The organism is Candidatus Leptofilum sp., assembly GCF_965223285.1.
Classification (GTDB): domain Bacteria; phylum Chloroflexota; class Anaerolineae; order Promineifilales; family Promineifilaceae; genus Leptofilum.
The window spans coordinates 2811558-2837511 of sequence record NZ_OZ244997.1 but is presented as its reverse complement, the minus strand read 5'-3'; the positions used below and the strand labels follow the sequence as shown (position 1 = coordinate 2837511).

19 protein-coding genes are annotated in these 25954 nt (G+C 52.8%); 14 read left to right on the top strand and 5 right to left on the bottom strand.

The window, feature by feature from the left end:
- Nucleotides 1-6: 6 nt before the first annotated feature.
- Together ACOQPU_RS12890 and ACOQPU_RS12885 are read right to left on the bottom strand one after the other, a co-directional pair.
- Entirely contained in the window at nt 7-2265 is a 2259-nt protein-coding gene (locus tag ACOQPU_RS12890) for a glycosyltransferase family 39 protein (protein ID WP_420645506.1), read from the bottom strand.
- Nucleotides 2262-5144, bottom strand: coding sequence for a glycosyltransferase family 39 protein (locus ACOQPU_RS12885; RefSeq protein WP_420645505.1), 2883 nt, complete (start codon nt 5142-5144; stop codon nt 2262-2264). Before ACOQPU_RS12885 ends, ACOQPU_RS12890 begins: the two co-directional genes overlap by 4 nt.
- 404 nt (nt 5145-5548) lie before the next feature.
- Between ACOQPU_RS12885 and atpA the strand changes: the two genes are divergently transcribed.
- From atpA to ACOQPU_RS12860, 5 genes are all read left to right on the top strand, one after another.
- On the top strand, nt 5549-7210 hold the full coding sequence (gene atpA / locus ACOQPU_RS12880; protein WP_420645504.1) for a F0F1 ATP synthase subunit alpha: 1662 nt from the start codon (nt 5549-5551) through the stop codon (nt 7208-7210).
- A 17-nt stretch (nt 7211-7227) separates the two neighbouring features.
- Nucleotides 7228-8136 (top strand): ATP synthase F1 subunit gamma, encoded by a 909-nt coding sequence (gene atpG / locus ACOQPU_RS12875; RefSeq protein WP_420645503.1) that lies wholly within the window; start codon nt 7228-7230, stop codon nt 8134-8136.
- A gap of 63 nt (nt 8137-8199) precedes the next feature.
- Nucleotides 8200-9594 (top strand): F0F1 ATP synthase subunit beta, encoded by a 1395-nt coding sequence (gene atpD / locus ACOQPU_RS12870; protein WP_420645502.1) that lies wholly within the window; start codon nt 8200-8202, stop codon nt 9592-9594.
- Between the two features lie 73 nt (nt 9595-9667).
- Complete coding sequence (locus ACOQPU_RS12865) at nt 9668-10135, top strand: F0F1 ATP synthase subunit epsilon (protein WP_420645501.1); 468 nt, start codon at nt 9668-9670, stop codon at nt 10133-10135.
- An 8-nt stretch (nt 10136-10143) separates the two neighbouring features.
- On the top strand, nt 10144-11154 hold the full coding sequence (locus tag ACOQPU_RS12860; RefSeq protein ID WP_420645833.1) for a rod shape-determining protein: 1011 nt from the start codon (nt 10144-10146) through the stop codon (nt 11152-11154).
- Between the two features lie 89 nt (nt 11155-11243).
- Here ACOQPU_RS12860 and ACOQPU_RS12855 read toward each other — a convergent pair whose 3' ends face one another.
- Nucleotides 11244-11861: a redox-sensing transcriptional repressor Rex gene (locus tag ACOQPU_RS12855; protein WP_420645500.1), complete on the bottom strand. Its 618-nt coding sequence runs from the start codon at nt 11859-11861 to the stop codon at nt 11244-11246.
- A gap of 262 nt (nt 11862-12123) precedes the next feature.
- Here ACOQPU_RS12855 and ACOQPU_RS12850 point away from each other — a divergent pair, with 262 nt between their 5' ends.
- The 7 genes from ACOQPU_RS12850 (at nt 12124) to ACOQPU_RS12820 (ending at nt 21571) form a co-directional block, all read left to right on the top strand.
- Nucleotides 12124-13668 (top strand): efflux RND transporter periplasmic adaptor subunit, encoded by a 1545-nt coding sequence (locus ACOQPU_RS12850; protein ID WP_420645499.1) that lies wholly within the window; start codon nt 12124-12126, stop codon nt 13666-13668.
- Nucleotides 13669-13682: 14 nt separating this feature from the next.
- Nucleotides 13683-14444 (top strand): ABC transporter ATP-binding protein, encoded by a 762-nt coding sequence (locus ACOQPU_RS12845; protein WP_420645498.1) that lies wholly within the window; start codon nt 13683-13685, stop codon nt 14442-14444.
- A 77-nt stretch (nt 14445-14521) separates the two neighbouring features.
- Nucleotides 14522-15769 (top strand): ABC transporter permease, encoded by a 1248-nt coding sequence (locus ACOQPU_RS12840; RefSeq protein WP_420645497.1) that lies wholly within the window; start codon nt 14522-14524, stop codon nt 15767-15769.
- A 7-nt stretch (nt 15770-15776) separates the two neighbouring features.
- On the top strand, nt 15777-18116 hold the full coding sequence (locus tag ACOQPU_RS12835) for a PEP/pyruvate-binding domain-containing protein (protein WP_420645496.1): 2340 nt from the start codon (nt 15777-15779) through the stop codon (nt 18114-18116).
- Between the two features lie 6 nt (nt 18117-18122).
- Nucleotides 18123-18845: a glycerol-3-phosphate acyltransferase gene (locus ACOQPU_RS12830; protein WP_420645495.1), complete on the top strand. Its 723-nt coding sequence runs from the start codon at nt 18123-18125 to the stop codon at nt 18843-18845.
- A gap of 123 nt (nt 18846-18968) precedes the next feature.
- Nucleotides 18969-20219 carry an ABC transporter permease gene (locus ACOQPU_RS12825; protein ID WP_420645494.1) on the top strand — a complete coding sequence of 417 codons (1251 nt, stop codon included), beginning with the start codon at nt 18969-18971 and terminating at the stop codon, nt 20217-20219.
- 140 nt (nt 20220-20359) lie between these two features.
- On the top strand, nt 20360-21571 hold the full coding sequence (locus ACOQPU_RS12820; protein ID WP_420645493.1) for an MFS transporter: 1212 nt from the start codon (nt 20360-20362) through the stop codon (nt 21569-21571).
- On the opposite strand, the gene ACOQPU_RS12815 is transcribed toward ACOQPU_RS12820, so the two are convergent.
- Nucleotides 21568-22155, bottom strand: a complete 588-nt coding sequence (locus ACOQPU_RS12815; protein ID WP_420645492.1) for a class I SAM-dependent methyltransferase — start codon at nt 22153-22155, stop codon at nt 21568-21570. The genes ACOQPU_RS12820 and ACOQPU_RS12815 overlap by 4 nt on opposite strands.
- 105 nt (nt 22156-22260) lie before the next feature.
- Between ACOQPU_RS12815 and ACOQPU_RS12810 the strand changes: the two genes are divergently transcribed.
- Nucleotides 22261-23406, top strand: a complete 1146-nt coding sequence (locus ACOQPU_RS12810) for a glycosyltransferase family 4 protein (protein ID WP_420645491.1) — start codon at nt 22261-22263, stop codon at nt 23404-23406.
- A gap of 36 nt (nt 23407-23442) precedes the next feature.
- On the opposite strand, the gene ACOQPU_RS12805 is transcribed toward ACOQPU_RS12810, so the two are convergent.
- Nucleotides 23443-23991: a hypothetical protein gene (locus ACOQPU_RS12805; RefSeq protein WP_420645490.1), complete on the bottom strand. Its 549-nt coding sequence runs from the start codon at nt 23989-23991 to the stop codon at nt 23443-23445.
- 180 nt (nt 23992-24171) lie between these two features.
- Between ACOQPU_RS12805 and argS the strand changes: the two genes are divergently transcribed.
- The gene (argS, locus tag ACOQPU_RS12800; protein WP_420645489.1) at nt 24172-25833 is read left to right on the top strand and encodes an arginine--tRNA ligase; all 1662 of its coding nucleotides are present in this window, start codon (nt 24172-24174) and stop codon (nt 25831-25833) included.
- The last annotated feature ends 121 nt before the right edge of the window (nt 25834-25954 follow it).

Genomic DNA, 25954 nt, shown 5'->3' with positions numbered 1-25954 from the left:
AAGCGATTATGGATCAACGATTTCTAGCCAGCCAATTTGCAGCAGATCGGTCGGTTGGCGTTCGCCATCAGTCGTTAGCGGCAGCCGCTCAATTGTGTTGCTGTTGTACATGCCTAGCCAAAGTGGGTAACGGCCGTTTGCCAAACCCTCCGGCACCATTAACTGATACGCATCGCTAAACCGCTGCCCCGCAACCCAAACGCGCGTGGGGTAGTCGCCCGCCAGCGGTGGGCTGTCTCCTGTAGCCAGCGGCGGCTCGCCCGGCTGTGCCAGATGCAGCAACGTTGTCCACTCCGCCTGGGGCGAGGCGATGATCTGCCAACTTACGTTGACCGTGATCGTTTCGCCCGGTTGTGTTTGCCTTGTTGAAACGGTCACCCCGCTCACCTGCACCGCGCCCCCAATTTCTGCCAAAATCTCGTTGGCTGGTTCTGGCCAACTGGTCGGCAGCACGACCACTTCGCCAACCGCCACGCTGGGTGCCTCTTGCGACGTTTCATCCACCAGGCGTACAAAAAGCTGCGCCAGCACCGGTGGGTCCGCTTCATCCGTCAGGCGCATTTCTATCTGATCAGCTACGATTGCCCCAGTAGGCCATTCTGTAGCGGGATACAGGCCGCGCCCGTGGTAGCTGTGGCTGTTTGCCAACGGTTCTAGTCTACGCCCCAGCACGTCTACCACAAGTTCAGGGGCAATTTCAGGCACGGCATCAGCTTGCCAGTAGAGGGTGAAGGTGATTGTTTCGTTGGGAACGGCCGTCTCCGTCTCTATCTCAATCCCCAGCAGCGTCAGCTCATCGAAGCGCAAATTTAGCGGCGTGGCGGTTGTGGGCAAGCTATCCACCAATGGTGGCAGCGCATAAGCCGGGCGGATGACCCCCCACAGACAAAAAATCGTAGTTACGAGTGCCGCTGCCGGTGCCAACCAATCGAACCACCGCCAGCGGTGCAGCCCCGCCGCCAGCCCCAGCGCCAGCGGCACAATTGCCGGGAACAGCAGCCGCCCCTGCGCTGCCGGGGTTTGCAGCATGAACAGCAGCAGCCCAGCGTATACTGCCAGCAGCCAGCCAAATAGCAGCAAGGGGGGGGAGATCAGAGACTTGTCCTGAGCGGAGCCGAAGGATTGGAGATTAGAGATTAAAGATTGGCTGAAATCTCCAGTCTCTAATCTCCAATCTCCAATAATTCTAAATAGCCCCAAAATGCCCAGCCCCGCCAAAATATACCAAACCATATACGCCCAGGTGGGCGCCAGCAGATTGAACCAGCCAAACACGCCAAACAGCGACCGCCACAGGCCACCGCTTTCGCCCAAAACTTGCCACAGCGTAAAGTCCCGGTCGCCCCCGGCAATGCGGATGAACTGGTTGGTGGCCGTCCAGTCGCCGTAAAGCTGCCAGTTGCGCCACCACAGCCAGCCTGCAATGAGCAACACGGGCAGGATGATGTACACGGCCGTTTGCCATCCCCAAGTTGCAAAAGTTGAAAAAGACAATCTGCGTCCATCTGCGAAATCTGCGGATTTCTCTTTGAGGTGATTCAGTGCCAAGAACCCAACCGCAAAAATCAGCAGCAGCACACCGGCATTTTTGCTCAACACCGCCAGCCCGATGGTGATGCCCAGCAGCAGCAGACGCTTCGTGTCGGGCTCATGCTGCCACAGCCAAAGTAGCTGCCACAAGGCCACGCTGCACAAAAAGATCACCAGCGTATCGTTGCTGATAGCTGCGTGTAAAAAGTTGAATTGGGGCAAAAAGGCAACGATGGCAACCGCCAGCAGCGGCAGGCGATCGTTTTGCGGCCACAGCAACCGGGCGCAGCCGTTAATGGCCAGCAGCGTTCCCAACCCCAGAAATGTGGAAAAAATCCGCAGAATATGTGCCGCCAGCACATACTCCTGCCACGGCCATTGCTCAACGGCCGTATGCACCATCTGATTTTTGTTCACCAACGCGGCGGCGTTGCCAATTCCCTGCGTACCAAACGGATTTAGCCACACCTCCTCGCGGGCAGTGCTGGTGTCCAGGGGAGCAATCAGGCCTGCGCTGAGAATGTAGTAAAGCGGCGGCTGGGCGGCTTCCTGGCTGAGCCAGGTATCGTATTCCTCCTCAACGACGGGTAGCGTTTGGTTTTCGGCAATGTAAACGGCCGTAAAAAAGTGCCAATGTTCGTCCGGAGCTTCAAACAGTGGATTCAACACGCCGTAAGCAACTGTGATGAGCAGGTACAGGCTCAAGATGAGCATCAGCCACCGTCGGGAACTCATGGCAGGCTGATCTCCGTGAGGATGAGCTGATTGTCTGGCAAGGGTTGGCCGTTTTGCGCGACGGCGGGTCTGGCAAAACTCTCCGGCTCAAACAGCCCAACACGAATAATGTAATTTCCTGGCGGCAAGTTGGGCGGCAGCGTTAGATCGTGCGCATCGGTGATGATTTCATCTGTGCGCCAGCCGGTGGTGGGGCGCAGGCCATCGGCTGGCACCAAATCCCGCTGGGTCACAATTTCGCCTGTTTCATCCACCAGATGCACAAAAACAAACCAGCCAGTGGTGGGTGGGGCACTTGTTTGCCAGTAGAGGGTAACGTCCACGGCCTCTGGCGTTATGTCTAGTTGGTAGCTGTGCAGCCGGATGTTGGGGCCAAAGCTGGCGTCCACAGGAATCGTGCCGATGGGCAGCTCCGTCTCTAGCGGCCACGGCGTCACCTCAACGTCACCGATTTTCACGCTTTCCTGATTCAATGGCCACCAGAACGGCCGTCCCACCACTGCTTCTTCACCTTCAAACAAGCGCAACTCCAGTTGGTATGTCCCTGGCTCGGTTTCTGGCGGGAAGTAAAGTCCGGTGGGTTCGCGTAGGTATTGGTTGGGCTGCCACGCCGTGAGCCAGCTTGCGCCGGGACGCCCGCTTTGCTGCCGCAAAATCGTGCCATCTGAAGCAGTGACGGTGAGTTCATACCGTAAATCGGTGACTGCTTCCTCGTTTTCCATTTGCCAAAAGAGGGTAAGCGGCAGGTTGTGGCCGGGGCGAACGGCCGTTTCTGCCAAAGCAATCTCGCGCAACTGCACCCCGTTGGCAAAGCTGGCAGCGGCGGGCGGGCGTGGCCAATCCGCCTCGGCACGCAGGTCGGCGGGCAGGGAAACGGTGGCTAGCGTCTGGGGATCGGCCAAAACTTGAGGAATGTCGCTGCGCCAGATGGGTTGGGCCAGCAGCGTAAAGTCGCCGGGCGGCATCCCGGTGGGCAGGGGAATGATGTGGCTGCGGCGGTTGATGGCGTTGGGTTGCCATGATGCTTCCAGATTGATGGCGGATTCGGCCGTTTGCCAAACTTTTCTTTCTGGACTCTGCACCGTAAAGCGCAGACCGTGTAAATCCGCAGGTGGGTTGCCCTGCCAAAACAGATCGAGCCAAATGGCTGATTCTGCTAGTCGGAGGTTGTTGCTGAGTAGGGTGGGGTAATTTTGCCAAGCGATGTTGTGGGAACGGCCGTCTACTGGCAAATCATCCAACACAAAAGGCGCGGTGCTGTAGGCGCGGCTGCGCACCTCAACGGTGTGTGAATCGAAGAAAGTGCTCTCGACCAGCAGCAGGTTCTCATCCAGCCAGCGGCGCACCACGCCGTCGCTGTCCCGCTCATCTGCGGGCGGGTCGGTCACCAGCCAAATGGTGTCGTAGGCTTGGGCCAGTTCGGTTAGTTGTGCTGGGCTGCTGCTGGCTTGTTTGGGGTAAACAGGTGAAGCCGTCACCGTCAAATTGGGCTTTTGCTGGTAATGGGCGTGCAGCGGCAGCAGAATGGCATTGTTGTACACAATCACGTCATTGTCACCGGCGTTCGCCTCGATATGTTGAATCAAGCTGCGAAAATCATCCTTGCCGAAACGGCCGTTAAAGTAGTTGTCTAATGCCAAAAAAGGGCCAACCGTCACCACCGCCAGACCGATGGCCAACATCGCGCCCCAGGCCAGGCGTTGAAAACCACCGCTTCGGCGAATGAGACCAGCCAATCCCACCAGCCCGTAGCCCAGCAGCAGCAAAAAAGCGGGACTGCCCAGCATAATATGGCGCACCCCCTGGTACATCGGCTTGAAGATCGAACCTGCCATCAGCCCCAGCACTATCGCCAGCAGCCAAATGAGCAGAAACGGTCGTCGCCAACCACCTCTAGCCTGCCAAAGCCCTACCAGCAGCAGCAAAAATGCCCCAATGTTCAGCCCAATGACGCCAGCCGACTCAAAATCAACGCTGCGCCCCAGAGCAAAAAAGCGCACCACGTCTTGCAGCATAATCCAGGGAGAGACTGGGTAAAAGTTAGCTTCGTAGCCGCTAAAAAAGCGAGGTACGGTGTACGGCACCAGTGGCGCAGCGATGAGCAAGCCCAGCAAAAGCATTCCGCCCAGCAGCCGCTTGTACCCCTGCCACCACAAAATGAGCAGCCAAAACAGCCCTTGCCCCGCAATGAGCAGGGCAGCGGTGTAATGTGTGTAGAAGGCCAACCCTGCCAGCAGCACATAACCGAGCAACGGCCGTACCAGTTCTTTCATGATCACAGTGTGGTTGTGGGTTTGCTGAATGGTGCGCCACAGAACGTAAGAAGCGGCCGTTACCAACAAAACGGCCAGCGTGTACATCCGCGCCTCGCTGGCATACCAAATTTGCAGGGGATTAACGGCCGTTAGCCCCGCCACGACTAGCCCCAGCCAAACGCCCCGCATTCGCCGCCCCACCTGCGCCAGCAGCGGCAGCAGCAGCACGCCAGCCAGCAGCGGCGGATAGCGGTAAGCAAAGTCAGATTCACCAAAAAGCTGCCGCGTAAAATGAATAATTAGAAAGAAAAAGGGCGGATGGGTGTCGTTGGTGACGCCTTCCTGGATGACGACGCGGTTGCTCAAAATGTCGGGAATCGTGTAGCCAGCGCGCAGCGGCGTCAGCCCTTCATCGGTCCAAAAGCTGAAAAAATCTGCATTTTGCAGCCGCAGCCCAAACGCTAGCAAAATGAGGAGGATGTTCAACCAGCGAAAGATTGATTGTTTTCCGTCGGAAAATAAAAAGCCAAACACAGAGTTGCGCAGAGGAATCACAGAGGACCATAGAGAAGTGAGGAGAGAATCTGCGCTAATCTGCGAAATCTGCGGATTATCTTCATTCATGGGGCAAGTTTATCCATACCGCGCGCAATCTGCACGTTGACGCAAACGCCTGCTTGTGATAAAAAACACAATCAAACAACTCACCCGAACAACAGTGCTTCAAAACGGCCGTTTCCGATTGTGATTTGTTGGACAAATGGCCAGAGGTAAGGTATATTTTTGGCGCATTCCAGGGTTCCTGGTGGCTATTTCCTGCAACCCCGATATATGCGTGTAATCGGCAAGAAGGTTTTTTTGCAAAAAGCAAACGAGTTTTAGCCGATTACTACCTCGCTGTTGTGGCGGGAAGACCACACGGATGATAAGCAAACATTTAGTTAACAAGACCCAAAATACTCTTCAACATAGCTGGACAATGCTTGCATTGTTTTCAGATTATGCACTTTCAAATAGGAGGTTGGTGGATGGCAACCCTTGCCCCAGATTTTAAGAACATCACAGATTCATTTTTACAACAAATTCAAGACTTTGATCATCGGATTGAAGCACGTAGCGTGGGAACGGTAACGGCCGTTTACGATGGTGTGGCTTTGGTAGATGGCCTGGAAGATGTGAAAGCCAGTGAGCTGGTTGAATTTGCCAATGGCGTCGCCGGGCTGGCGTTAGACCTTCAAGACAAGCTAGTCGGTGTTGTGGTCATGGGTGACTATGCCGAGATCGAAGTTGGAGACGAAGTACGTGCTACTGGCCGCATTGCATCTGTGCCAGTAGGTGATGCTCTCATCGGCCGTGTAGTGGATCCCCTCGGCAACCCCGTGGATGGCAAAGGCCCCCTCAATACAAATAAAATTCGACCTATCCAGCGGACAGCCCCCGGTGTCATTGAGCGCAAGGGTGTGGACACCCCAGTGCAGACCGGTATCATCGCTATCGACGCCATGTTCCCAATCGGCCGTGGCCAGCGTGAACTGATCATTGGCGACCGCCAGACTGGTAAGACTGCCATCTGCTTGGACACCATCATCAACCAAAAAGGCGGCGACATGCTCTGCATTTACGTTGCCATTGGCCAGCGCGTGGGGCAGGTTGCCCAAGTTGTAGACACGCTGGAACGGTACGGTGCGATGGAATATACAACAGTCGTGGTCGCTGGTGCTTCTGATCCGGCCCCGCTGCAATATTTTGCCCCGTACACCGGCTGCACCATTGGTGAAGAGTTCATGGACACAGGGCGTGATGCTTTGGTGATTTACGATGACCTTTCCAAGCACGCCTGGGCGTACCGCCAGATGTCTCTGATTTTGCGCCGCCCGCCGGGCCGTGAAGCGTATCCTGGTGATATTTTCTCCTTGCACAGCACTTTGCTGGAACGGGCCGTTCGTCTGCGCGATGAATGGGTCATCGTTGAAAAAGGCACGGAAGTAACTGCTGAGACTGAAGGCGTGAATGGCGAAGTTTACTTTGGCAACCTGGAAGAAGAACATTACGAAAAAGCCCTCAAAGAGATGGACGAGGACAAATACGAAGTCGTTAAGCGTCCCGGCACCGGCGGTTCCCTAACGGCCCTGCCCATCATTGAAACGTTACTTGGTGACGTGTCTGCCTACATCCCCACCAACGTTATTTCCATTACTGATGGCCAGATTTTCCTGGAAACAGATTTGTTCAATGCGGGGCAGCGTCCGGCTATCAACACCGGCTTGTCTGTATCCCGTGTAGGTAGTGCGGCTCAGAAGCGTGCCATGAGTAAGGTGTCTGGCGGCTTGAAATCTGATCTTTCGCAGTACCGTGAATTGGCCGCATTTGCCCAGTTCGGTTCTGATTTGGATGCGGCCACTCAGCGTCAGTTGTCCCGTGGTGAACGGCTCATGGAGCTGCTCAAGCAGCCACAATACAGCCCGTGGCCCTTGGAGCACCAGATTATGCTCATTTTTGCAGGTGCGCGTGGCTATCTAGACAAGGTTGGGGTAAGTGAAATTTCTCGTTGGGAACGCGAATTAGTGCGCTATATAGACACCGCCCATGCCCAACTCTCCGAAACGTTGAGTACGGGTGCGTGGAATGATGAAATTGAATCGAATCTAAAGCAGGCGATTGAGGACTTTAACGCCAACTGGACGAATTAAACAGTTAGGAGAGATTTGTGGCTACCGAACGCGAGTTAAGTAAGCGTATTAAAAGTATCAAAAATATCTCTCAGGTAACGAGTGCGTTAGCGGCCGTTTCTGCTTCCAAAGCGAATAAGGCACAGCGGCAGGTAGAGGCGACGCGGGATTATGCCGGAAAAGCGTTTGAGATTTTAAACAATTTGGCATCGCAACCAGGCGTTAGTGAAAATGGACATCCGTTATTAACGGCTCGGCCTGAAATTAAAAAGATTTCTCTCATTTTGATGACCGGAAATCGTGGTTTGGCCGGGGCGTATAACAGCAATATGGTTGCCTATGCGGAACGCTTCCTAGCAGCCTGGGATGTGCCAGTGGATGTGATTGCTGTTGGCCGTAAAGGTCGTGATTTGATGATCCGGCGCGGGTACAACGTGGTGGCGTCTTTTGACAGCATTCCAGATTCGCCCTCGATTCTGGACGTGACGCCGATTTCCCAACTGGTGACGGACGACTTTTTGGCTGGCAAGGTAGATCAGGTTTTTGTGGCGTATACGGATTTTATTAACCTGATTGCGAGACGGCCGTCCATCAAACAACTGCTCCCCCTGAAACCAACCGACTTTAGCGACATGGCCGTGGCCGAATACGTCTCAGATGTGGACCTCACGGGCGTTTCTGACCGGATTTATGGGTATGAGCCTGGCCCGGAAGCACTGCTGAATACGGTGGTTCCGCGGTTTACCGATTTGCAGGTTTATCAATCGGTTTTGGAATCGCAGGCGAGTGAGCACAGTGCCCGGTACGTTGCCATGAATAACGCAACAGACAACGCGGCCGAATTGGTAGAGATATTGACATTAGAGCGCAACAAAGCGCGGCAAAGTAGCATTACCAGCGAAATTTTGGACATCGTTGGTGGTGCCGAGGCATTAGCACAAGGCTAGCAAGACAAAGAAGTTCAACTTCTCTGAGAAGTTGAACTTCTAAATATTTAGTTGGAGGATTACATGGCTACAGGCAAGATTTCTGCAATTCGTGGTGTGGTTGTAGACGTTGAATTTGCAGAAGAAGAAATTCCTGAAATTTACGAAGCCCTAAACGTTGCTACCGATGAGGGCGACTTGGTTTTAGAAGTACAGCAGCACCTAGGTGGCGGTCTGGTTCGTACCGTGGCAATGGGTTCCACTGACGGCCTGCCGCGTGGTTTGGATGTCGTTGCCACAGGTGCACCCATCAAGGTGCCGGTGGGACCGGTGACACTCGGCCGTATTTTTGACGTTGTTGGTAACTCGATTGATGGTCATCCAACGCCAGAATCTGAACATTACTATCCCATTCACCGGGATGCCCCGGAATTTCAGGATCAAAGCACAGTCATTGAAACTTTTGAGACCGGGATGAAGGTTATTGACCTGATTGCTCCGTTTATCAAGGGTGGTAAGACAGGTATCTACGGCGGTGCTGGAACCGGTAAAACCGTAACTATTGCTGAACTCATTCGCTCTGTGGCTCGTGAGCATGAAGGTGTGTCTGTGTTTGCCGGTGTAGGCGAACGGACCCGTGAAGGCACAGACCTGTTCTACGAAATGCAGGAGTACGGCGTACAGGATTCTGTGGCCATGGTGTTTGGCCAGATGAACGAGACGCCTGGTGTACGTTTGCGTGTGGCTCTTACCGGTCTGGCAATGGCTGAATTCTTCCGGGATGAGGGGCGTGATGTTTTGCTCTTCATCGATAACATATACCGCTACGTTTTGGCCGGGTCTGAGATGTCTGCTTTGCTGGGCCGTATGCCTAGCGCGGTGGGGTACCAGCCGACATTGGCGGCAGAGATGGGGGCATTGCAAGAGCGTATTACTTCTACCAAGAAAGGCTCTATTACCTCGCTGCAAGCTATCTACGTGCCAGCGGATGACTATTCTGACCCGGCACCTGTAGTAACATTTGCTCACATCGACGCCAGCTTAACGCTGGATCGAGGGGTGTTTGCCAAGGGTATTTTCCCCGCTGTGGATCCGCTGTCATCTTCCAGCCGTGCTTTGCAGCCTGACGTAGTTGGTGAGGAGCATTACCGCACGGCGCGCGAAGTAAAGCAGGTTTTGCAAACCTACAATGATTTGCAGGACATCATCGCCATTTTGGGTATTGATGAGTTGAGTGAAGACCAGAAACTGCTGGTGGCGCGGGCGCGTAAGATTGAACGTTTTCTGGGGCAGCCTATGTTTGTGGCTGAGAAATTCCATGGCCTGAACGGGCAATATGTACCAATTAAGGAGACGGTTCGTGGTTTCCGCGAGATTCTGGATGGCAAACATGATGATTTGCCGGAACAGGCATTTTACATGGTTGGTACCATCGACCAGGCTGTTGAAAAGGCAGAGAAACTACGCGCGACAGCCTAAAAGCTAGTAATCAGTAAACGGTTGTCACTGATTACTGACTACTGACTTACTGATCACTGTAACTGGTGAGTTTATGACCATACAATGTGATATTGTGACACAGGAGCGTACCGTTTTTAGCCAGCAGGTGGCGTCTGTCTCTTTACCGGGCACAGAGGGTCGGATGGGTATTTTACCCAATCACTCTGCCTTGTTGACAACTCTGGATTTTGGTGATGTTTGGGTACGTCATCCCGACGGTGAAGAGGAGCATTTTGCCATTGGTGGTGGCTATGCCGAGGTCCAGCCCGATAAAGTCGTTATTTTGGCAGATTCTGCGGAACAGGCAGAAGAGATTGACCTGGAACGTGCTGAACGCGCGCGTGAGCGGGCACAGAAGGCGATGGAACAGGGTGTAGTTGACGATCCTGATCGGTATGCCCAGATTCAGGCTTCGCTGATGCGGGCGCAAATTCGCCTGGATGTTGGACGGCGCCATTCTGGGCGGCGGCGGCGTGAGCTGGCAACCGGTGCGATGTCTCAGCGCCAGAGTGAAGAATAGCTGTGGCTATTTTTACGCCGTATGTGGCCATTGATTTGGGCACAGTCAATGTTTTGGTGCATGACCAGGGGCGGGGCGTTGTGCTTCAGGAGCCTTCGGTTGTAGCCATTCAGGAGCATGAAAACCGCACGACGATTGTTGAGGTAGGGCGTGCTGCCAAAGAGATGTACGGCCGTACCCCCGAAGCGATCGAAGTGATACGGCCGTTGCGCGATGGCGTGATTGCTGATTACTTTGTGACACAAGGGATGCTGGAATATTTCATTGGCAAGGTGGCTGGGCGGCTGCGTCTGCGTAAACCAGTGGTCATGATTAGCGTGCCTTACGGTGTCACCAGCGTTGAGCGACGGGCTGTAAAAGAAGCAGCTTTAGCTGCGGGCGCGCGCGATCCGGTGCACCTTATCCCCGAACCATTAGCCGCAGCGATTGGTGCAGGACTGCCCATTGGTACTCCCACCGGTAACATGATTGTCGATATGGGTGGTGGTTCTACGGAAGCGGCCGTTGTTTCCATGAATGGGATTGTTTGTGCTGAATCGGTGCGCGTGGGTGGTGTTCATCTGGACGAAGCAATCATTAACTACATCCGCAAAAAGTACAATCTGGTCATCGGTGAGCCTACGGCCGAAGCAATTAAAATCAAAATTGGCTCTGCTATCGACCTGGATGAGCAATTGGACATGCAGGTTCAAGGACGAGATCAAGTAGCTGGCTTGCCTAAAACAATCACTATTAGCTCTAGCGAGGTGGTTGAAGCCATCTCAGAGCCGCTAGCAGCTATTGTGAACGTGGTACGGGCTGTTCTGGCCAAGACGCCACCAGAACTCTCTTCTGACATTATTGACCGAGGGATGGCACTGGCTGGCGGCACGGCACTGCTGCGCGAAGTAGATACATTGCTGACGCAAGAAACAGGCGTTCCGGCTTACGTGGCGGATAACCCCATTGCCTGCACTGCTTTAGGTGCAGGTAAGGCATTACGAGAATTGCCCATTTTGCAGCGCAGCGTGGAACTTTAGCAACCTGACAAAATTTGAATGCAAAAACAAAAGCCCCGGCAACTACCAGGGCTTTTTTAAATTACATTGATTCGGGTGTCGGGTGGGGCTTATAGATAATACGTCATCCGTTGTAGCTGAATAACTGGGTCGCTGTAGCTGATTTCTACCCCTTCTGGAACGTTGAGGTGTATAGGCGCGTAGCTTAAAATGGAGCGTATTCCAACCGAAACGAGCCGGTCAGTAATTTCTTGGGCATGATTGGCAGGAACAGCAATGACGGCAACTTTAGCATTATTCGCCGTAATGGTTGTTTCCAACTCGTCAATGGATTGCACGACGAGGTCACCCATTGCCGCCCCAATTTTGGCGGGATCGCTGTCAAAAATCCAGGAAATACGGAATCCACGGTGCAAAAAACCGTGATAGTTGGCCAGAGCGTGCCCCAAAAAGCCGGCCCCAACGACAACAACATCCCACTCTTTTGCCAAATGCAGGATGTCACGAAGCTGTTCAATTAAATAATTTATGTGATAGCCGGTGCCCTGTTTGCCGAATTCACCAAAATGGGACAAATCTTTGCGAATTTGAGCGGAGCTTATACCCAAACGTTTCCCTAATTCATGAGAGGACGTGTTGATTTTGCCCTCGTCTTCAGCTAGGCGAGTTAGCTCCCGTAAGTAGATGGGTAAACGGCCAATGACAATGTCTGGTATTTCCCTTGTCACAGCGTCTTTTCCTTATGAATAAAAAGTGGAGAATTGATTAATTGAAAGTATTCCTAGGCTATTCGTGTAACTTTTCACAATTTTAACATAAGAAAAAATGCGCAGCAACTGCACACTTTCTTTTCAAAATATGATAAATTAGAGGAAAGTCTGTGCAAACCCCAACTATTTTGTATAATTCATAAAATGGTTTTGCAAAGGTTTTGCCCAGATATTGGGTAGCTTTTTTATTAACCGCGTAAAAGGAAATGGTCAAAGACAAATGCGCAGGATAGGAATTATTGTCGGTGTTGTAGCGCTTGCAATTGTTGGCTTCTTTGTAGTGCGCCAACAGCAGCAAGCATCTGAAGAAAATCAAATAGAAGTTTTGCGCGAGGCTACGGTTTCGCGAGGCGAAGTGACCGCAACGGTAAACGCGGTTGGTTCCATTGAGCCAGAGGCGTTGGTTTCTCTGACGTTTGGATTGTCGGGCACAATTCAACAAGTGGCTGTTGTTAGAGGGCAGGCAGTGGCTGTGGGTAACGTGTTGGCAACGCTCAACACCGATGAGCTGGCGTTAACTGTGCAACAAGCGGAGGATGCCTTGCGAATTCAGGAGCTGACATTGCAGCAACGACTCGATTCTGAGCCGACCGCAGCGACGTTGGCCAGTGCGGAGGCCGATATTGCGGCGGCCGAGGCAAATTTAGCAGTGTCTCAGGCAAATTTGGCTTCGGCAGAAGCGGCCGTTTTGCAGGCAGTGGCGCAAAAAGCACAGCTATTGGCTGGGCCGACGCCGGGTCAGGTTGCCCAGGCAGAGGCAAACATAGCTGCCGCTGAACTCGCACAAAAGAATGCGCAAGATGCCTATGATCAAACGCTTGAATGCTTTGACGATCCAACTGGGAATGAGGTGTGTCCAGGATTGGGTGCGCCTGAAGAAGCCGCACGGGCGGCATTGGCCAATGCTAACTCGTCGTTGGTAGCGGCACAAGCGGCATTGCAAGATGTGCGCACCGCGGCGCGGCCAGCCGACATTCAGCTGGCCGATGCCGCGATTGCAAACGCCGAAGCTGGCGTGCAGGCAGCACAGGGCAATGTGCAAGCGGCTGAGGCGAATCTGGCACGGTCACAAGCAGCGTTGGATCGTTTGTTGGAGCCACCAACCGACAGTGAAATTGCGGTGTTGGAGGCGCAGGTGACGGCCGCCCAAACAAACCTGGATTTAGCAGAGCTACGGCTGGAACAGTCGCAAATTGTGGCTCCTATCGCTGGCACGGTGGCGAATGTCATCATCAACGAAGGTGAAATTGCGTCCCCTGGTGCACCGGCAATTACGATTGTGAATGAAGAAGCATTCCACATTACCGTGAGCGTGGATGAAATTGATATTGATGAGATTGCGTTGGGCCAGGAAGTTGAAGTGAGCGTGGATGCGCTGCCGGATACGGCCGTTACTGGCACCATCTCTGAAATCGCTCCCACATCTGCCACATCGGGCGGAGTGGTTACTTACCTGGTGACGATCAACATTGACTCGGCCCAGGCGGATGAGCTGCGCCCAGGCATGAGTGCCAACGCCTCCATTGTGGTGGATGAGGTGACGGACGTGTTGGTTGTGCCCAACTGGGCCATTCGGCTGAACCGGGAAACGGGCGAGGCTTTTGTGAATTTGCAGCAGGCTGACGGCATGATAGAAGAGGTTGTGATTGAAACCGGGCTGCGCAATGAGCAGTTTAGCGAGGTGCTGGCAGGGCTGGGCACAGGGGATACGGTTGTGCTCACCAATGATCGTGAAGGATTCAGCTTGTTTGGCGCACAAGAGTAAATCTTTGGCCACAAATGAAGGAAAACATGAACGAAAACGGCCGTAAACCCGTCATCACCATTCAAGACCTCACCAAAGTGTACACGATGGGTGAGCATGAGGTCCGCGCTCTAAACGGTGTGACGGTTTCCATTTACGAAGGTGAATTTTTGTCCATCATGGGGCCTTCCGGCTCCGGTAAATCGACCATGATGAACATGCTGGGGGCGTTAGATAAGCCCACTAGCGGTACATATTTACTGGATGGCACTGACGTGAGCAATTTAAGTGAAGATGCTCTGGCCGATGTGCGTAATCGCAAAATTGGCTTTGTGTTTCAGAGCTTTAATTTGCTGCCGCGCACCCCAGCTTTGCAGCAGGTGGAGCTGCCGCTCATTTATGCAGGCGGGCGGCAGCGTAACCAAATGGCCAAAGCCGCTTTAGAGATGGTTGGCCTGGGTGATCGACTGGATCACAAACCGAGCGAGCTGTCTGGTGGGCAGCAGCAGCGTGTGGCTATCGCCCGCGCACTGGTGAATGAGCCAGCCATCATTTTGGCAGATGAGCCAACGGGGAACCTGGATAGCCAGTCGGGCATAGAAGTGATGCAGATTTTCCAGCAGCTCAACCAGGAGCGAGGGATCACGGTGGTTTTTGTGACGCACGATCCGTGGATTGCCCGACACACTGGCCGAGTAGTCACGCTGGCCGATGGCAAGATTGTTCGGGATGAGAAGATAGACAATCCGTTGGTAGCTGGTGAAACAGAACGGCCGTCTGATGCCCTGTTGCAATAAAGTGTCCAAGCGTTCAGGGGTTCAGATAAGCAGTTGAGAACCTGAGCGCACCCTAACTCGCCTATTGGCAAACGATTATGAACTTAATTGAAAGCATTCGCCTGGCCCTGGTGGGGTTAGGTGCCAACAAATTGCGTGCCTTCCTCACCATGCTGGGCATCATTATTGGCGTCGGGGCTGTTATTACGCTTATTTCTGTTGGGCGCGGCGTGGAGGCCGTGGTCATTGATGAGTTCCAGGGGTTGGGCAACAATTTACTCTTTGTGTTTCCCGGTAACATTGATCCTACAGACCCGACTGCACCAGCAAGAGCAGGCGGTGCAGGGCTGACCTTGGACGACGCCGAGGCGTTGGCTGACCCGTTTTTGGTGCCAGATGTGCTTGGGGTGGTGCCTAGCTACGACCGCCCGGCCATTGTTTTCCGAGGCAGGCAAGAGACGCGCACCACTATTTCTGGCACGAATACAGAATTTCCCCGCGTGCGGAACTTTTACCCAGTGCTGGGCGACTTTTTTACCGAAGCTGATTTGGCCAGCGGCAGCCGCGTGGCCGTCATTGGCCAATCGGTTTATGAAGAACTGTTTGAGCCGGGGGAGTTTCCCATTGGGGAAGATATTCGGATTAATAATGTGAATTTCCGCATTATTGGCTTGCTTGAGGAAAAAGGTGGCTCCGGCTTTAACGACCAGGATGACGTGGTGTTGGTGCCCATTAGCACCTCACAACAGCGGCTGTTCCCAGCCCGCCGCGCCGACGGCAAGTTGCGCGTAGACATCATTTATGCCCAGGTTTTAGATGAGGACAGGCAGGAAGCCGCTATCATCCAAATGGAGGCGGTACTGCGTGAACAGCACAACATTGCCTTCCGCGATGAGGACGATTTTACGATTTTGAGCCAGTCTGAGCTTCTGGGTGCCTTTGGCCAGATTACCAGCGTTTTGACGATTTTTCTGGGGGTGATTGCGGGTATTTCGCTGCTGGTAGGTGGCATTGGCATTATGAATATTATGCTAGTTAGCGTGACGGAGCGGACGCGCGAGATTGGTTTGCGCAAGGCGGTGGGAGCCAAATATCGCGATATTTTGACCCAATTTTTAGTGGAGGCTGTGGTGATTGCCAGCGTCGGTGGCTTGATTGGCTTGATTGTTGGCGCGATTGGTGCGGCCGTAATAGGCAATCTGTCGCCATTGTTGGAGACTTCTGTGGATTGGAATTCTGTTGCGCTAGCGATTACGTTCTCGGCTGGGGTAGGACTCTTTTTTGGCCTGTACCCAGCGACAAGAGCGGCACGCTTAAACCCGATTGACGCCCTGAGGTATGAGTAGTTTGAGCATGGCTGACTTTTTATTACCGCTGACAAATGGTGCGCAGGTTGCCAATATTGGAGGCAAAGGGGCGCAATTGCGTACCTTGCTGGGACTAGAGGCGCGCGTGCCTAAAACCTTTGTGCTACCGTGGGATGCTTGGGAGAAGAGTTTAGTTGATGAAACGGCCGTTCTCACCCAACTCCGTTCTGAATTTAGCCACAAGCTGGATTTATCCAAAGCGTATGCGGTGCGGTCATCGGCTAATTTGGAGGATGGGCAGGAGTTTTCATTTGCCGGGCAGTTTGCCACTGAGCTAGATGTGCGTGGGGTAGATGCGTTGGTAACGGCCGTACAAACCGTCTGGGCCAGCACCAATACAGAGGGCGTTCAGGCGTATTTGTCTCAGGCTAGCGTGGCAGAAGACGCATTAAAAATGGGCGTCATTGTGCAGGAAATGGTGACACCGAAAGTGTCTGGCGTGGCCTTTAGCAAAAACCCCATGACCGGATTTGACGAAATCATTGTGGAAGCCGTGTTCGGCAGTGGCGAGGCATTGGTGCAAGATGGCACAATGCCGGATCGCTGGGTGTACAAATGGGGGGATTGGATTGCCAAGCCAGCGCAAAGCGAGATTGGCTTGTCACTTATTCAATCAGTTGTTGCTGAGACGCAGCGGCTGGCGAAGAAAGTGCAGTCGCCGATTGATTTGGAATGGGTGTATGACGGCACGGCCGTTTACATTGTGCAGCTCCGCGAAATTAGCACGGCTCGCCAGATCAACATTTACTCCAACCGCATCTCCCGGGAGGTACTGCCGGGCATTATTAAACCGCTCATCTGGTCTGTGAATGTGCCGCTGGTAAACAGTGCCTGGATTGATATTTTTACGGAGCTAATTGGCCCTAACGAGATAGAGCCAAACCATCTTTCCAAATCCTTCTTTTATCGCGCTTACTTTAATATGGGGGTGATTGGTCAGGTTTTTGAGGCGTTGGGGATGCCCAAAGAAACATTAGAGCTGATGATGGGGATTGATAAGGGCGGGTCAGAACGGCCGACTTTCCGCCCCTCGCTCAAAGTGATTCGCCATTTGCCCCGCATGGCTCGTTTTGGACTGAATAAGAGCCGCTTTAGCCGCCAAATAGATGCCTTTTTGCCCAAACAGTGGGCTGCCTACCGCACCTTTGACCAAAGTCGCATTCCCAACCTGAATGAAACTGAGCTGCTGGCAGAAATTGAGCGACTGTACCACTTAACGCAAACCTCGGCTTACTTTAACATCGTGACGCCGCTGCTGATGCAGTTGTACAACGCAATGCTGAAGCGGCGGCTAGAAAAGCTGGGCGTGGCGTTTGAGACGTTCGATTTGAAGGAAGGCATGGCGGAAGCGTTGGCGGAATATGATCCCAATGTGAATTTGCGGCGGCTTCACCGGCTTTTTGCGGCACAGGATACGGCCGTACAGCAACAGCTTCAGCAGGGGCAGTATGGGGCCGCACCCCAACTGGCCGCCGAAGTGAATGCGTTCATTCAGCAATTTGGCCATCTTAGCGACAGCGGCAACGATTTTTCGGCCGTACCCTGGCGGGAAAACGAGCCGTTAGTGTGGCAAATGGTGGCCAACTTTGCCCAGGCGAATGGCGCGGCTGGCGAAAAAACAACCCTGGCCAACCTGCCCGTTTCTGGCTGGCAGCGACTCCGCCTGACGCGGCTGGTGCGCCGGGCTGCTGACTTCCTGCTGTATCGGGAAGCGATTGGCTTTTTGTACACCTACGGCTATGGATTGTTCCGGCTTTACTTCCGGGCACTGGGCAATCGCTTTGCCCAGCGGGGCTTGTTGGCGGAGGCAGACGATATTTTCTACTTGTATCTGAATGAAGTGCGGCAGTTGGTGGTAGGCGAACGAATGAATGAATCGCCTGAGCAACTGGTTGCTGAGCGGCAGGCAGATATTGAGGCCAATCGGGAGGCGGTTCTGCCGGACATTATTTTTGGAGATGAGCAGCCGCCTTTGGAAACGGCCGTTGACATCGCCCAAACCCTGTACGGTACCCCCACGTCGCCGGGCTATTACAAAGGGCCGCTGCGGGTGGTTTCAGGGCTGCAAGATTTCGAGAAGCTACAGGCAGGGGATGTGCTGGTCATTCCTTTTTCAGACGTGGGCTGGACGCCGCTATTTACCAAAGCGGGCGCGGTCATCGCCGAGTCTGGCGGCATGTTGTCACATAGTTCCATTGTGGCGCGAGAGTATCATATTCCGGCGATTGTTTCCGTTACCGATGCGTGTCGGCTGCCGGACGGGGTCATCGTTTCTGTAGATGGGTACAAGGGTGAGATTTGGGTGCATGATGGCGCAGCGGAGTAAGCCCTGATGAACATTTTGATTGCGGTAGCGGCGGCGGTTGCTGGCTATTTGCTTGGCTCCATTTCGGTGGCGCGCATCATGGCGCGGCTTTTTATGCCGGGAGAAGATATTACCATCACCACCCTGCAACTCCCCGGCACCGAAGACAAGTTTGAGATGACCTCCGTCAGCGCCACCAGCCTCTCCATGCGTAAAGGGCCGAGTATGGGCTGCACGACCGGCATTTTGGATATGCTCAAGGTGACGCTGCCCACGCTCGCTTTTCGGCTGCTGTTCCCTGAGACGCCATATTATTTGATTGTCGCTGCGGCTGGCGTATTGGGACATAACTTTCCCATTTACTATCGCTTTGTGGGTGGACGGGGCATTACGGCCGTTTGGGGTGGTCTTTTTGTCATAGATTGGCTGGCTGTGCCTATTACCACCGTTTTGGGGATGGTGTTGGGCTTGGCGGCGAAGGATGTGCTGCTGGCGTATTCTGGCGGCATTTTGCTGCTCGTTCCCTGGATGTGGCTGCGCTTTCAAAGCTGGGAATTTGTGGCCTATGCGCTTTTTGTGAACGGCATGTATTGGTGGGCAATGTGGCCCGATCTGGTGAAATATCTGGAATTTAAGCGAGCTGGCAAAGCAGACGACATGATTGCCGTGATGGAACAAACAGATATGGGGCGTGGCATTAAATACATGCGTAAATACGGCCTTATTAAAGATAAAAAAGAGGATGCGTAACTACATTATTTCATTAAATGACCCTCCGGGAGGTTTGGTCTTCGGCCTTGCGAATTGACGAAACCTCCCGGAGGTTGATGTTAACGTGTTTTATGAAACATAGTAGTTACTGGACGCTTTCTTATGAACTTGACTGAAAACATCAGAATTGCATTTTTTAGCCTGGGCGCCAATAAATTGCGGGCAGCTTTAACCATGCTGGGCATCATGATTGGCGTGGCGGCTGTGATTACGTTGCTTTCTATTGGGGATGGGGTGACGCGCTTCATTGCGGAGCAGTTTTCCGGGCTGGGCAGCAATCTGGTTTTTATTATTCCTGTGCAGGAAGAGCCGGGGAGGCCCGGTGCCGATCCGCTTACTGAATCGACGTTGACACTGCGAGATGTCGAGTTATTGTCTGATACGGCCGTTGTGCCCGGTGCGGCCGTCGTAGCTCCGACGGTGCTGCGAGATGTAGAGTTGCAATATCAAGGGGAAGTGCACAATGTGACCTTGCGCGCCTCGACTCCCAACTATAACGAGGCGTTGGCTCTTGAGGTGGCGCGGGGCACCTTCTACTCGAGCACAGATTATAACGGTCGTACCCGCGTAACTGTTTTGGGTCCAGAGACTGTTGAGGCACTCTTCCCTGAGGATATTGATCCGCTAGGTGAAGATATCCGCATTAACGGCCTGAGTTTCCGAGTGATTGGCATTTTGGAATCGGTGGGAGCCAGCAGCTTTGGCGGCAGTCAGGATGATTTAGCCATTGTGCCCCTGACGACGGCCCAGGAACGTCTGTTTAACAACCGCAGCCAGCGCACGGGCGACTTTTTGGTAGATGCCATTCTGGTAAAAGCGGTAGATGAAGCTGCAATTGACAGCACCATCATTGATGCTTCTGACGTGCTGCGCCAATCCCACAATATCAACTTTCGGGACGAAGATGATTTCCAAATTTTGACTCAGCAAGACTTTTTGGATGCGTTTGGCTCTGTGACCAGCGTGCTGACCGTCTTTTTGGGAGCCATTGCCTCGATTTCGCTGCTAGTGGGGGGCATTGGCATTATGAACATTATGCTGGTGAGCGTGACGGAGCGAACGCGGGAGATTGGATTGCGCAAGGCGGTGGGGGCGAAGCGGCTGGATATTTTGAGCCAGTTCTTAACGGAAGCGGTCATCATGGCCGTGTTGGGTGGGGTGTTGGGCATTATTTTTGGGGTGATGGGGGCATTGGCGGTACGTACGGCCGTTCCTGAGCTAGACACCTCAGTCACTTTCAACTCCATCGCTCTGGCCGTTGGTTTTTCAGTCGCCGTCGGCTTGTTTTTCGGCATTTACCCCGCCTCGCGCGCAGCTTCGCTCAACCCAATTGACGCGCTGCGTTTTGAGTAGCCAATTAGCAAACTTGAACTATAATTTTCCTCATGTGTGACTAACTGTAGACATTTGAGCATTCCTCCTTTTTTAATGCAATTAGCTGTTCGCAGAGCGATCTAGCAGCTCTCTTCTGCTTTGTTCGCAAAGGTTGCGTGATGTCTACACGTTTCAAATGTCCTTGTTTTACCAATGTGCATAAAGTTGCACTCCTTACCTTTTTCTCCAGCCTCTATCTTTATGGGCATGTTGGTACCATTTACCTGCAAGCTCGACATTTAAGTTTGCTTCAAGCAAGTTCCATCGGGTCAATTATTGTCATTACGATTTTCTTGGCTGAACTGCCAACGGGCATTTTGGCAGACAGGATTGGTCGTAAAAAATCCATCGTGATGGCCTTGTTTTTGCAGTTTTTGGGTGAACTGCTCTACCTTTTTGCCAGCAGTTATTTGGCGTTTGTGGGGATTGCAATCTTGGCCGGGATTGGCTTTGCTTTTTCATCTGGTTGCGTTGAAGCACTCATTTACGACTCTTTGCCAAAGGATAACCGGGAAGACCGAATGAAGCAGGCAATGGGGTTGAATGGTGCCGCTTACTATTTGGCGTTTTTCATTGCCCCTATTATAGGCACGTTGTTGGTGCCACAATTTACCATCGAGCGATTTTTGCTCACCGTGTTTATTACGGCGTGCAGCGTGTTGGTCGCGTTGTTGATCGCTTTCAGTTTAGAAGAAACGGTTGGGGAGCGAGGTGAGACGGAAACGGCCGTATCCATCCTGAAAAATGGCATTCAAACCGTGCGCGGCAATCGCTTTTTACTGTGGCTGGTTGGCGTTTCCATCTTTACCAGCACGTTTGCCGGGACGTTAAGCAGCCTCTTTCAACCTTACTTTGCAGATTTTGGCCTGACGGCGCGCTCGATGGGTATAGCTTCGGCAATGGGTGCGCTGCTAGCCGTTGGTTTGCAAAAGAACATTTTCCGTTTTGAGCAACAGGTTGGCAAGCGCACGGCCTTCACCATGAGCACCTTGCTGCCCGGCATTGGTTACATGCTGTTGGCATTCGCACCGTCTTCTGGGGTAGCCTTTGCTGCTTTTTTGTTTACCTACGGCACTGCCACGGTGAAAGGCCCGCTGCTATCCAGCTATCAAAATGGGGTTATTCCTGAGAAGGTTCGAGCCACTGTTCTGTCCTTTATCAATTTGCTGGTAAGTTTTTATGCGGCGGCCGTTGGTTTGCTAATGGGCTGGCTGGCAGATCGGCAGGTAACCTGGCCTTTTTTGCTGGCAGGAGTGTTAATTTTGTTGTTTGCGGGTATATTGCGCGTAGACAGAATCATGCTGCGGCAGGATAGTCAGCCTCTAATTTAATTCATTTTCATTGTCAACGGCCGTTGCGCAAAATACATGAAATAGTTGAATTGGGAGCGAAAGTCACTGCCAGGTTCTTTGTATGTGTATGACACATAATCCGAGACCAATATTTGCCAGCGTGGGTGGTTTTGAGTGAAAAACTGTTTGAGATGCTTCTCTTTTGCTTTGGATTGATGGATGAAGCAGCAAAACAAACCGCCGGGGTTCAGATGGCCTGAGAGCGTTGTTAGTAGCCCCATTTCTTTGGCAAAATCCTTTTTCTGAAAGTGCAAAATTGAATCCAGCACAATCACATCAAAACTTTGGTTGAATGTGTAATCGTAAAAGTCAGCGACAATGCCGTTGAGCGAGAGGCCATGCCCTTCGGCTGTAGCCAACATTTGGCTAATGCCCAGCTTAGAGTTGTCGATGCCTGTAACCTGATATCCTTGCTTTGCCAGAAAAAGCGCATCCCGCCCTTGGCCGCAGCCGACATCCAGCACGGTTCCTTTTGGTTCCCACTCAGCCATAAAAGCCACAAATTGCGGGTATGGTTCACCAAATAAACTTTCTTGTTGGTAATGCTTGTCGTAAACGCTCATCGTTTGATGATAACGCTCCCAAATTGTTTTGTCTAACTGATCGCAACGCAGTTTTGGACGGCCGATTCTGTTATAATCGGCGGCGCACAAAAGGAACTGATTATTATGCACGTAGCGATCAATGCTGCATTTTGGAATCAACCCAACACGGGTAGTGGACAATACACCCGGCAGCTTGTTTATCATCTTAATCGACTAGTCTCTGATCTGACGATTACGCTTATTTACCCGCAGGTAGTGGGCGGGCCGGAGCCGGAAGATGTGCCACCCAGCGTGAATGTGAAGCTGGTGACGGTGCGCCCCGGCAATATGGGCAAAGTTTGGTTTGAACAGCGGCTATTCCCCCGTGCTTGCCAAGAGGTGGGGGCAACGGTGGCCCACGTGCCGTATTGGGGTGGCCCGCTGCAATCTCCTGTGCCGCTGGTGGTCACCGTGCATGATCTCACGACGCTGTTGGTGCCTGAATATAGACGGCCGTTACGCACCCGCCTCTATAATGCCCTGGTCGCTACGTCTGCAAGAGGAGCCACCCGCATTATCACCGACTCCGATGCCAGCAAGCAGGATATTGTTGAGCATCTGCACATTCCCGCAGACAAAATCGAGCGAATTTACCTGGCGGCTGGGTCACAATTTAGCACGCAAGATAGCGGCTTGCTGGAGATGGCCGTGTTGCGGAAGTACGATTTGCCTGAATTTTATGTGCTTTACCTGGGGGGGTATGAGCTGCACAAAAACGTAACAACTTTGCTGTTGGCCTGGACCTACGTGGGGCAGGCATTGGGCGAAGATTATCCGCTGGTGCTGGCGGGCAAAAAGCCGACGCAAGCCAATGAAATTTATCCAGATTACGATCATTACATTAAGCAGTTGGGCATTGAGGAGTACGTGCGCTGGATTGGTTATGTGGATGAAGAGGACAAGCCGATGCTGTATCGGAATGCAGAAACGTTTGTTTTTCCCAGCCGCCGCGAGGGGTTCGGGCTAGGCGTGCTGGAAGCGATGGCCTGTGGCACGCCCGTGGTCACGACAACGGCTACGTCCTTGCCAGAGGTTGTGGGGGATGCCGGGTTTGCCGTGGAGCCAGATGATGCGCGGAACATGGCTGGGGCGATTATCTCCACCATCATTCAGGACAATTTGCGGGCAGAGCTGCGGCAAAAGGGAGAGCAGCAGGCCGCCAACTTCTCCTGGGAAAAAACCGCTACGGAGACGCTGTTGGTGTACGACGAGGTGGTCGGTAAACCGTAAGCCGTAACGGTGCCATGTCAATTTACCGATTACCGATTACGGAGCTGCTTCACCCAACTGTATCGAATTCACAATATCTGCCATCAGCTGACCATACTCATTGTTCTGGCTGGCATCGTGCACGGCGGCGACAACGGCCGTTTGGCTTGCAGTCAGGTTCTCAATCACCACATAACGCAAGATGATCTCTGTACCCTGGGTATCTTGCGCACGAATGACGGTTTGTACGGCCGTTTGCCCATTGATAACGGTGGATTCAACCGCTTGGAGTTCCTCACCCTCTTCTTGCTCAAGGAAGTTGCGAACGGCCGCTTCCACCACATCAGTCGCATTGGCTACACCCATAAACAAAGAGGATGTCACCGTTAGATTGACCCGTGCCCCACCAGCCACTGAGCTAGCCAAAAGTAAATCTTCTTCAGATGCGATAGTAATCGAATCCTTGTCGTCGTTAATTGCCCAGCCATCTGGCATTTCAAACGTGATAGGATAGTTGGTGCTGCTGTATGGCACCAATGTAACTTCGCTTGGGCTGCACGCCAGCAAAAAGAGGGGGATTAAAAAAAACAAAACCAGTCGCTTCATCCAAAAATCTCCTAAAAATAATTTCTTAACTGTATCGACAGTAGCTTGCCTGAACAAGCTAACCAATCCGATTAAGCAGTTTTGGCGATATTTTCACCAAAACAGGTTGCGATCCCACTCTGGGGCATGTAAAATCCGCCGAATTTTACTGCCTAATGCAGTGCAACTAACTGGAGTTTTATGACTGTTCATCATCAATTAACGGCCGTTTTGCAACAAGCAGTTCAGGCTGCCCAAACCGCCGGGGCGTTGCCCCCCTTTGAGTCGCCAGAAATCACCATCGAACGGCCGCGTGAGGCATCGTTTGGCGATTATGCGTCGCCCACGCCGCTTAAGCTGGCCCGCGTGGCCCGCATGGCACCCATCAAAATCGCCCAAGCCATCGCCGATCATCTACCCGCCACCGAGTACATCGCAGAAGTAACCGTTGCGCCGCCAGGCTTCATCAATATTCGTCTCACCAATGAGCGGCTCCAGCAGGTGTTGGTGGATGTGTTAGCGGAAGGGGATGAATACGGCCGTGTTCACCTCGGCGATGGCCAGAAAGCCCAAATTGAGTGCGTGAGTGCCAACCCCACCGGGCCAATTCATATCGGCCGTACCCGTGGCGGCGTGATGGGCGATACCCTCGCCCGCGCCATGCGCCTAGCTGGGTATGATGTGGTGTTGGAATATTACTACAATGATGCAGGTCGGCAGATTACCATGTTGGGCGAATCAACCAAAATTCGCTACCTGCAACTGCTCGGCCAAGACGTTGAGCTGGGGCCAGATCATTACCAAGGGGATTACATCACCGATATTGCCCGTGAGCTGCAAACGATGCATGGCGATGTCTTGCAGGCTGAGCCAACCGACTATTTCGGCAGCTACGCCAAGGACAAAATTGCCCAAAGCCAAAAAGAAACGTTGCGGCGCATCAACATTGTGTTTGATGTTTACTTTAACGAGCAAAGTTTGTATGAAAACGGCCGTGTCTGGGAAGCCCTGGAAACGCTGCAAGAAAAAGGGTACGTGTATAAAAAAGACGGTGCCCAATGGTTCAAAACCACCGAATTTGGCGACGATAAAGACCGTGTACTCGTCAAAAAGACAGGGGAACCCACTTATCGGATGCCCGACATCGCTTACCATTGGGACAAAGCCCAACGTGGGTTCGATCTCGTTGTAGATTTCTTTGGCCCAGATCATCACGCTACTGCGCCTCAGGTGCTCATGGGCGTGCAGGCACTTGGCTACCCTACCGACTTTGTGCGTACCGTACTACACCAAATCATCAGCATCATCAAAGATGGCCAGGAAATGAAGATGAGTACCCGCGCTGGCACATTTGTCGCTCTTGATGATGTGCTGGATGAAGTAGGGCCAGACCCAATCCGCTACTTCATGATCTCCCGCTCTGGCAACAGCCCCATCGACTTTGATCTTAATCTGGCACTGGAACGGTCCGACAAAAATCCGGTTTATTACATTCAGAATGCCCATGTGCGCTGTGCAGGCATTTTCCGCAAATGGGCAGAAGCAAGCGGCACAGCGGACGCCGATGTCGGAGCGGACCTCAGCTTGCTTACTCACGAAAATGAGCTGGCTTTTATGCGTAAAGCAATGGAGCTATCAGCGGTTATTGAGCAAATGACCCTCACATCAGAGCCGCACCATATTGCCTTTTACGCGTACGACTTGGCGGCAGCGTTTCATCCTACCTATGAAAAATGCCGCGTGCTGCATGATGACGTGCCCGAACCGCTCCGTCTAGCACGTTTGCGTTTCTACCGGGCGGCCAAGCAGCTTTTTGCCCATGTGCTTAACCTGATGGGCATGAGTGCGCCCGAAATTATGTAAACCCGCAGTTTCTTGTAACAACTAAGGGGTCGTTCACAAATAACTTTTGTTCAGAAAACGAACCCCAAGGCTTGACCGTTTACCAAACTCAAAAGTTAAAAACGGTCAAACCCTAAGTAAA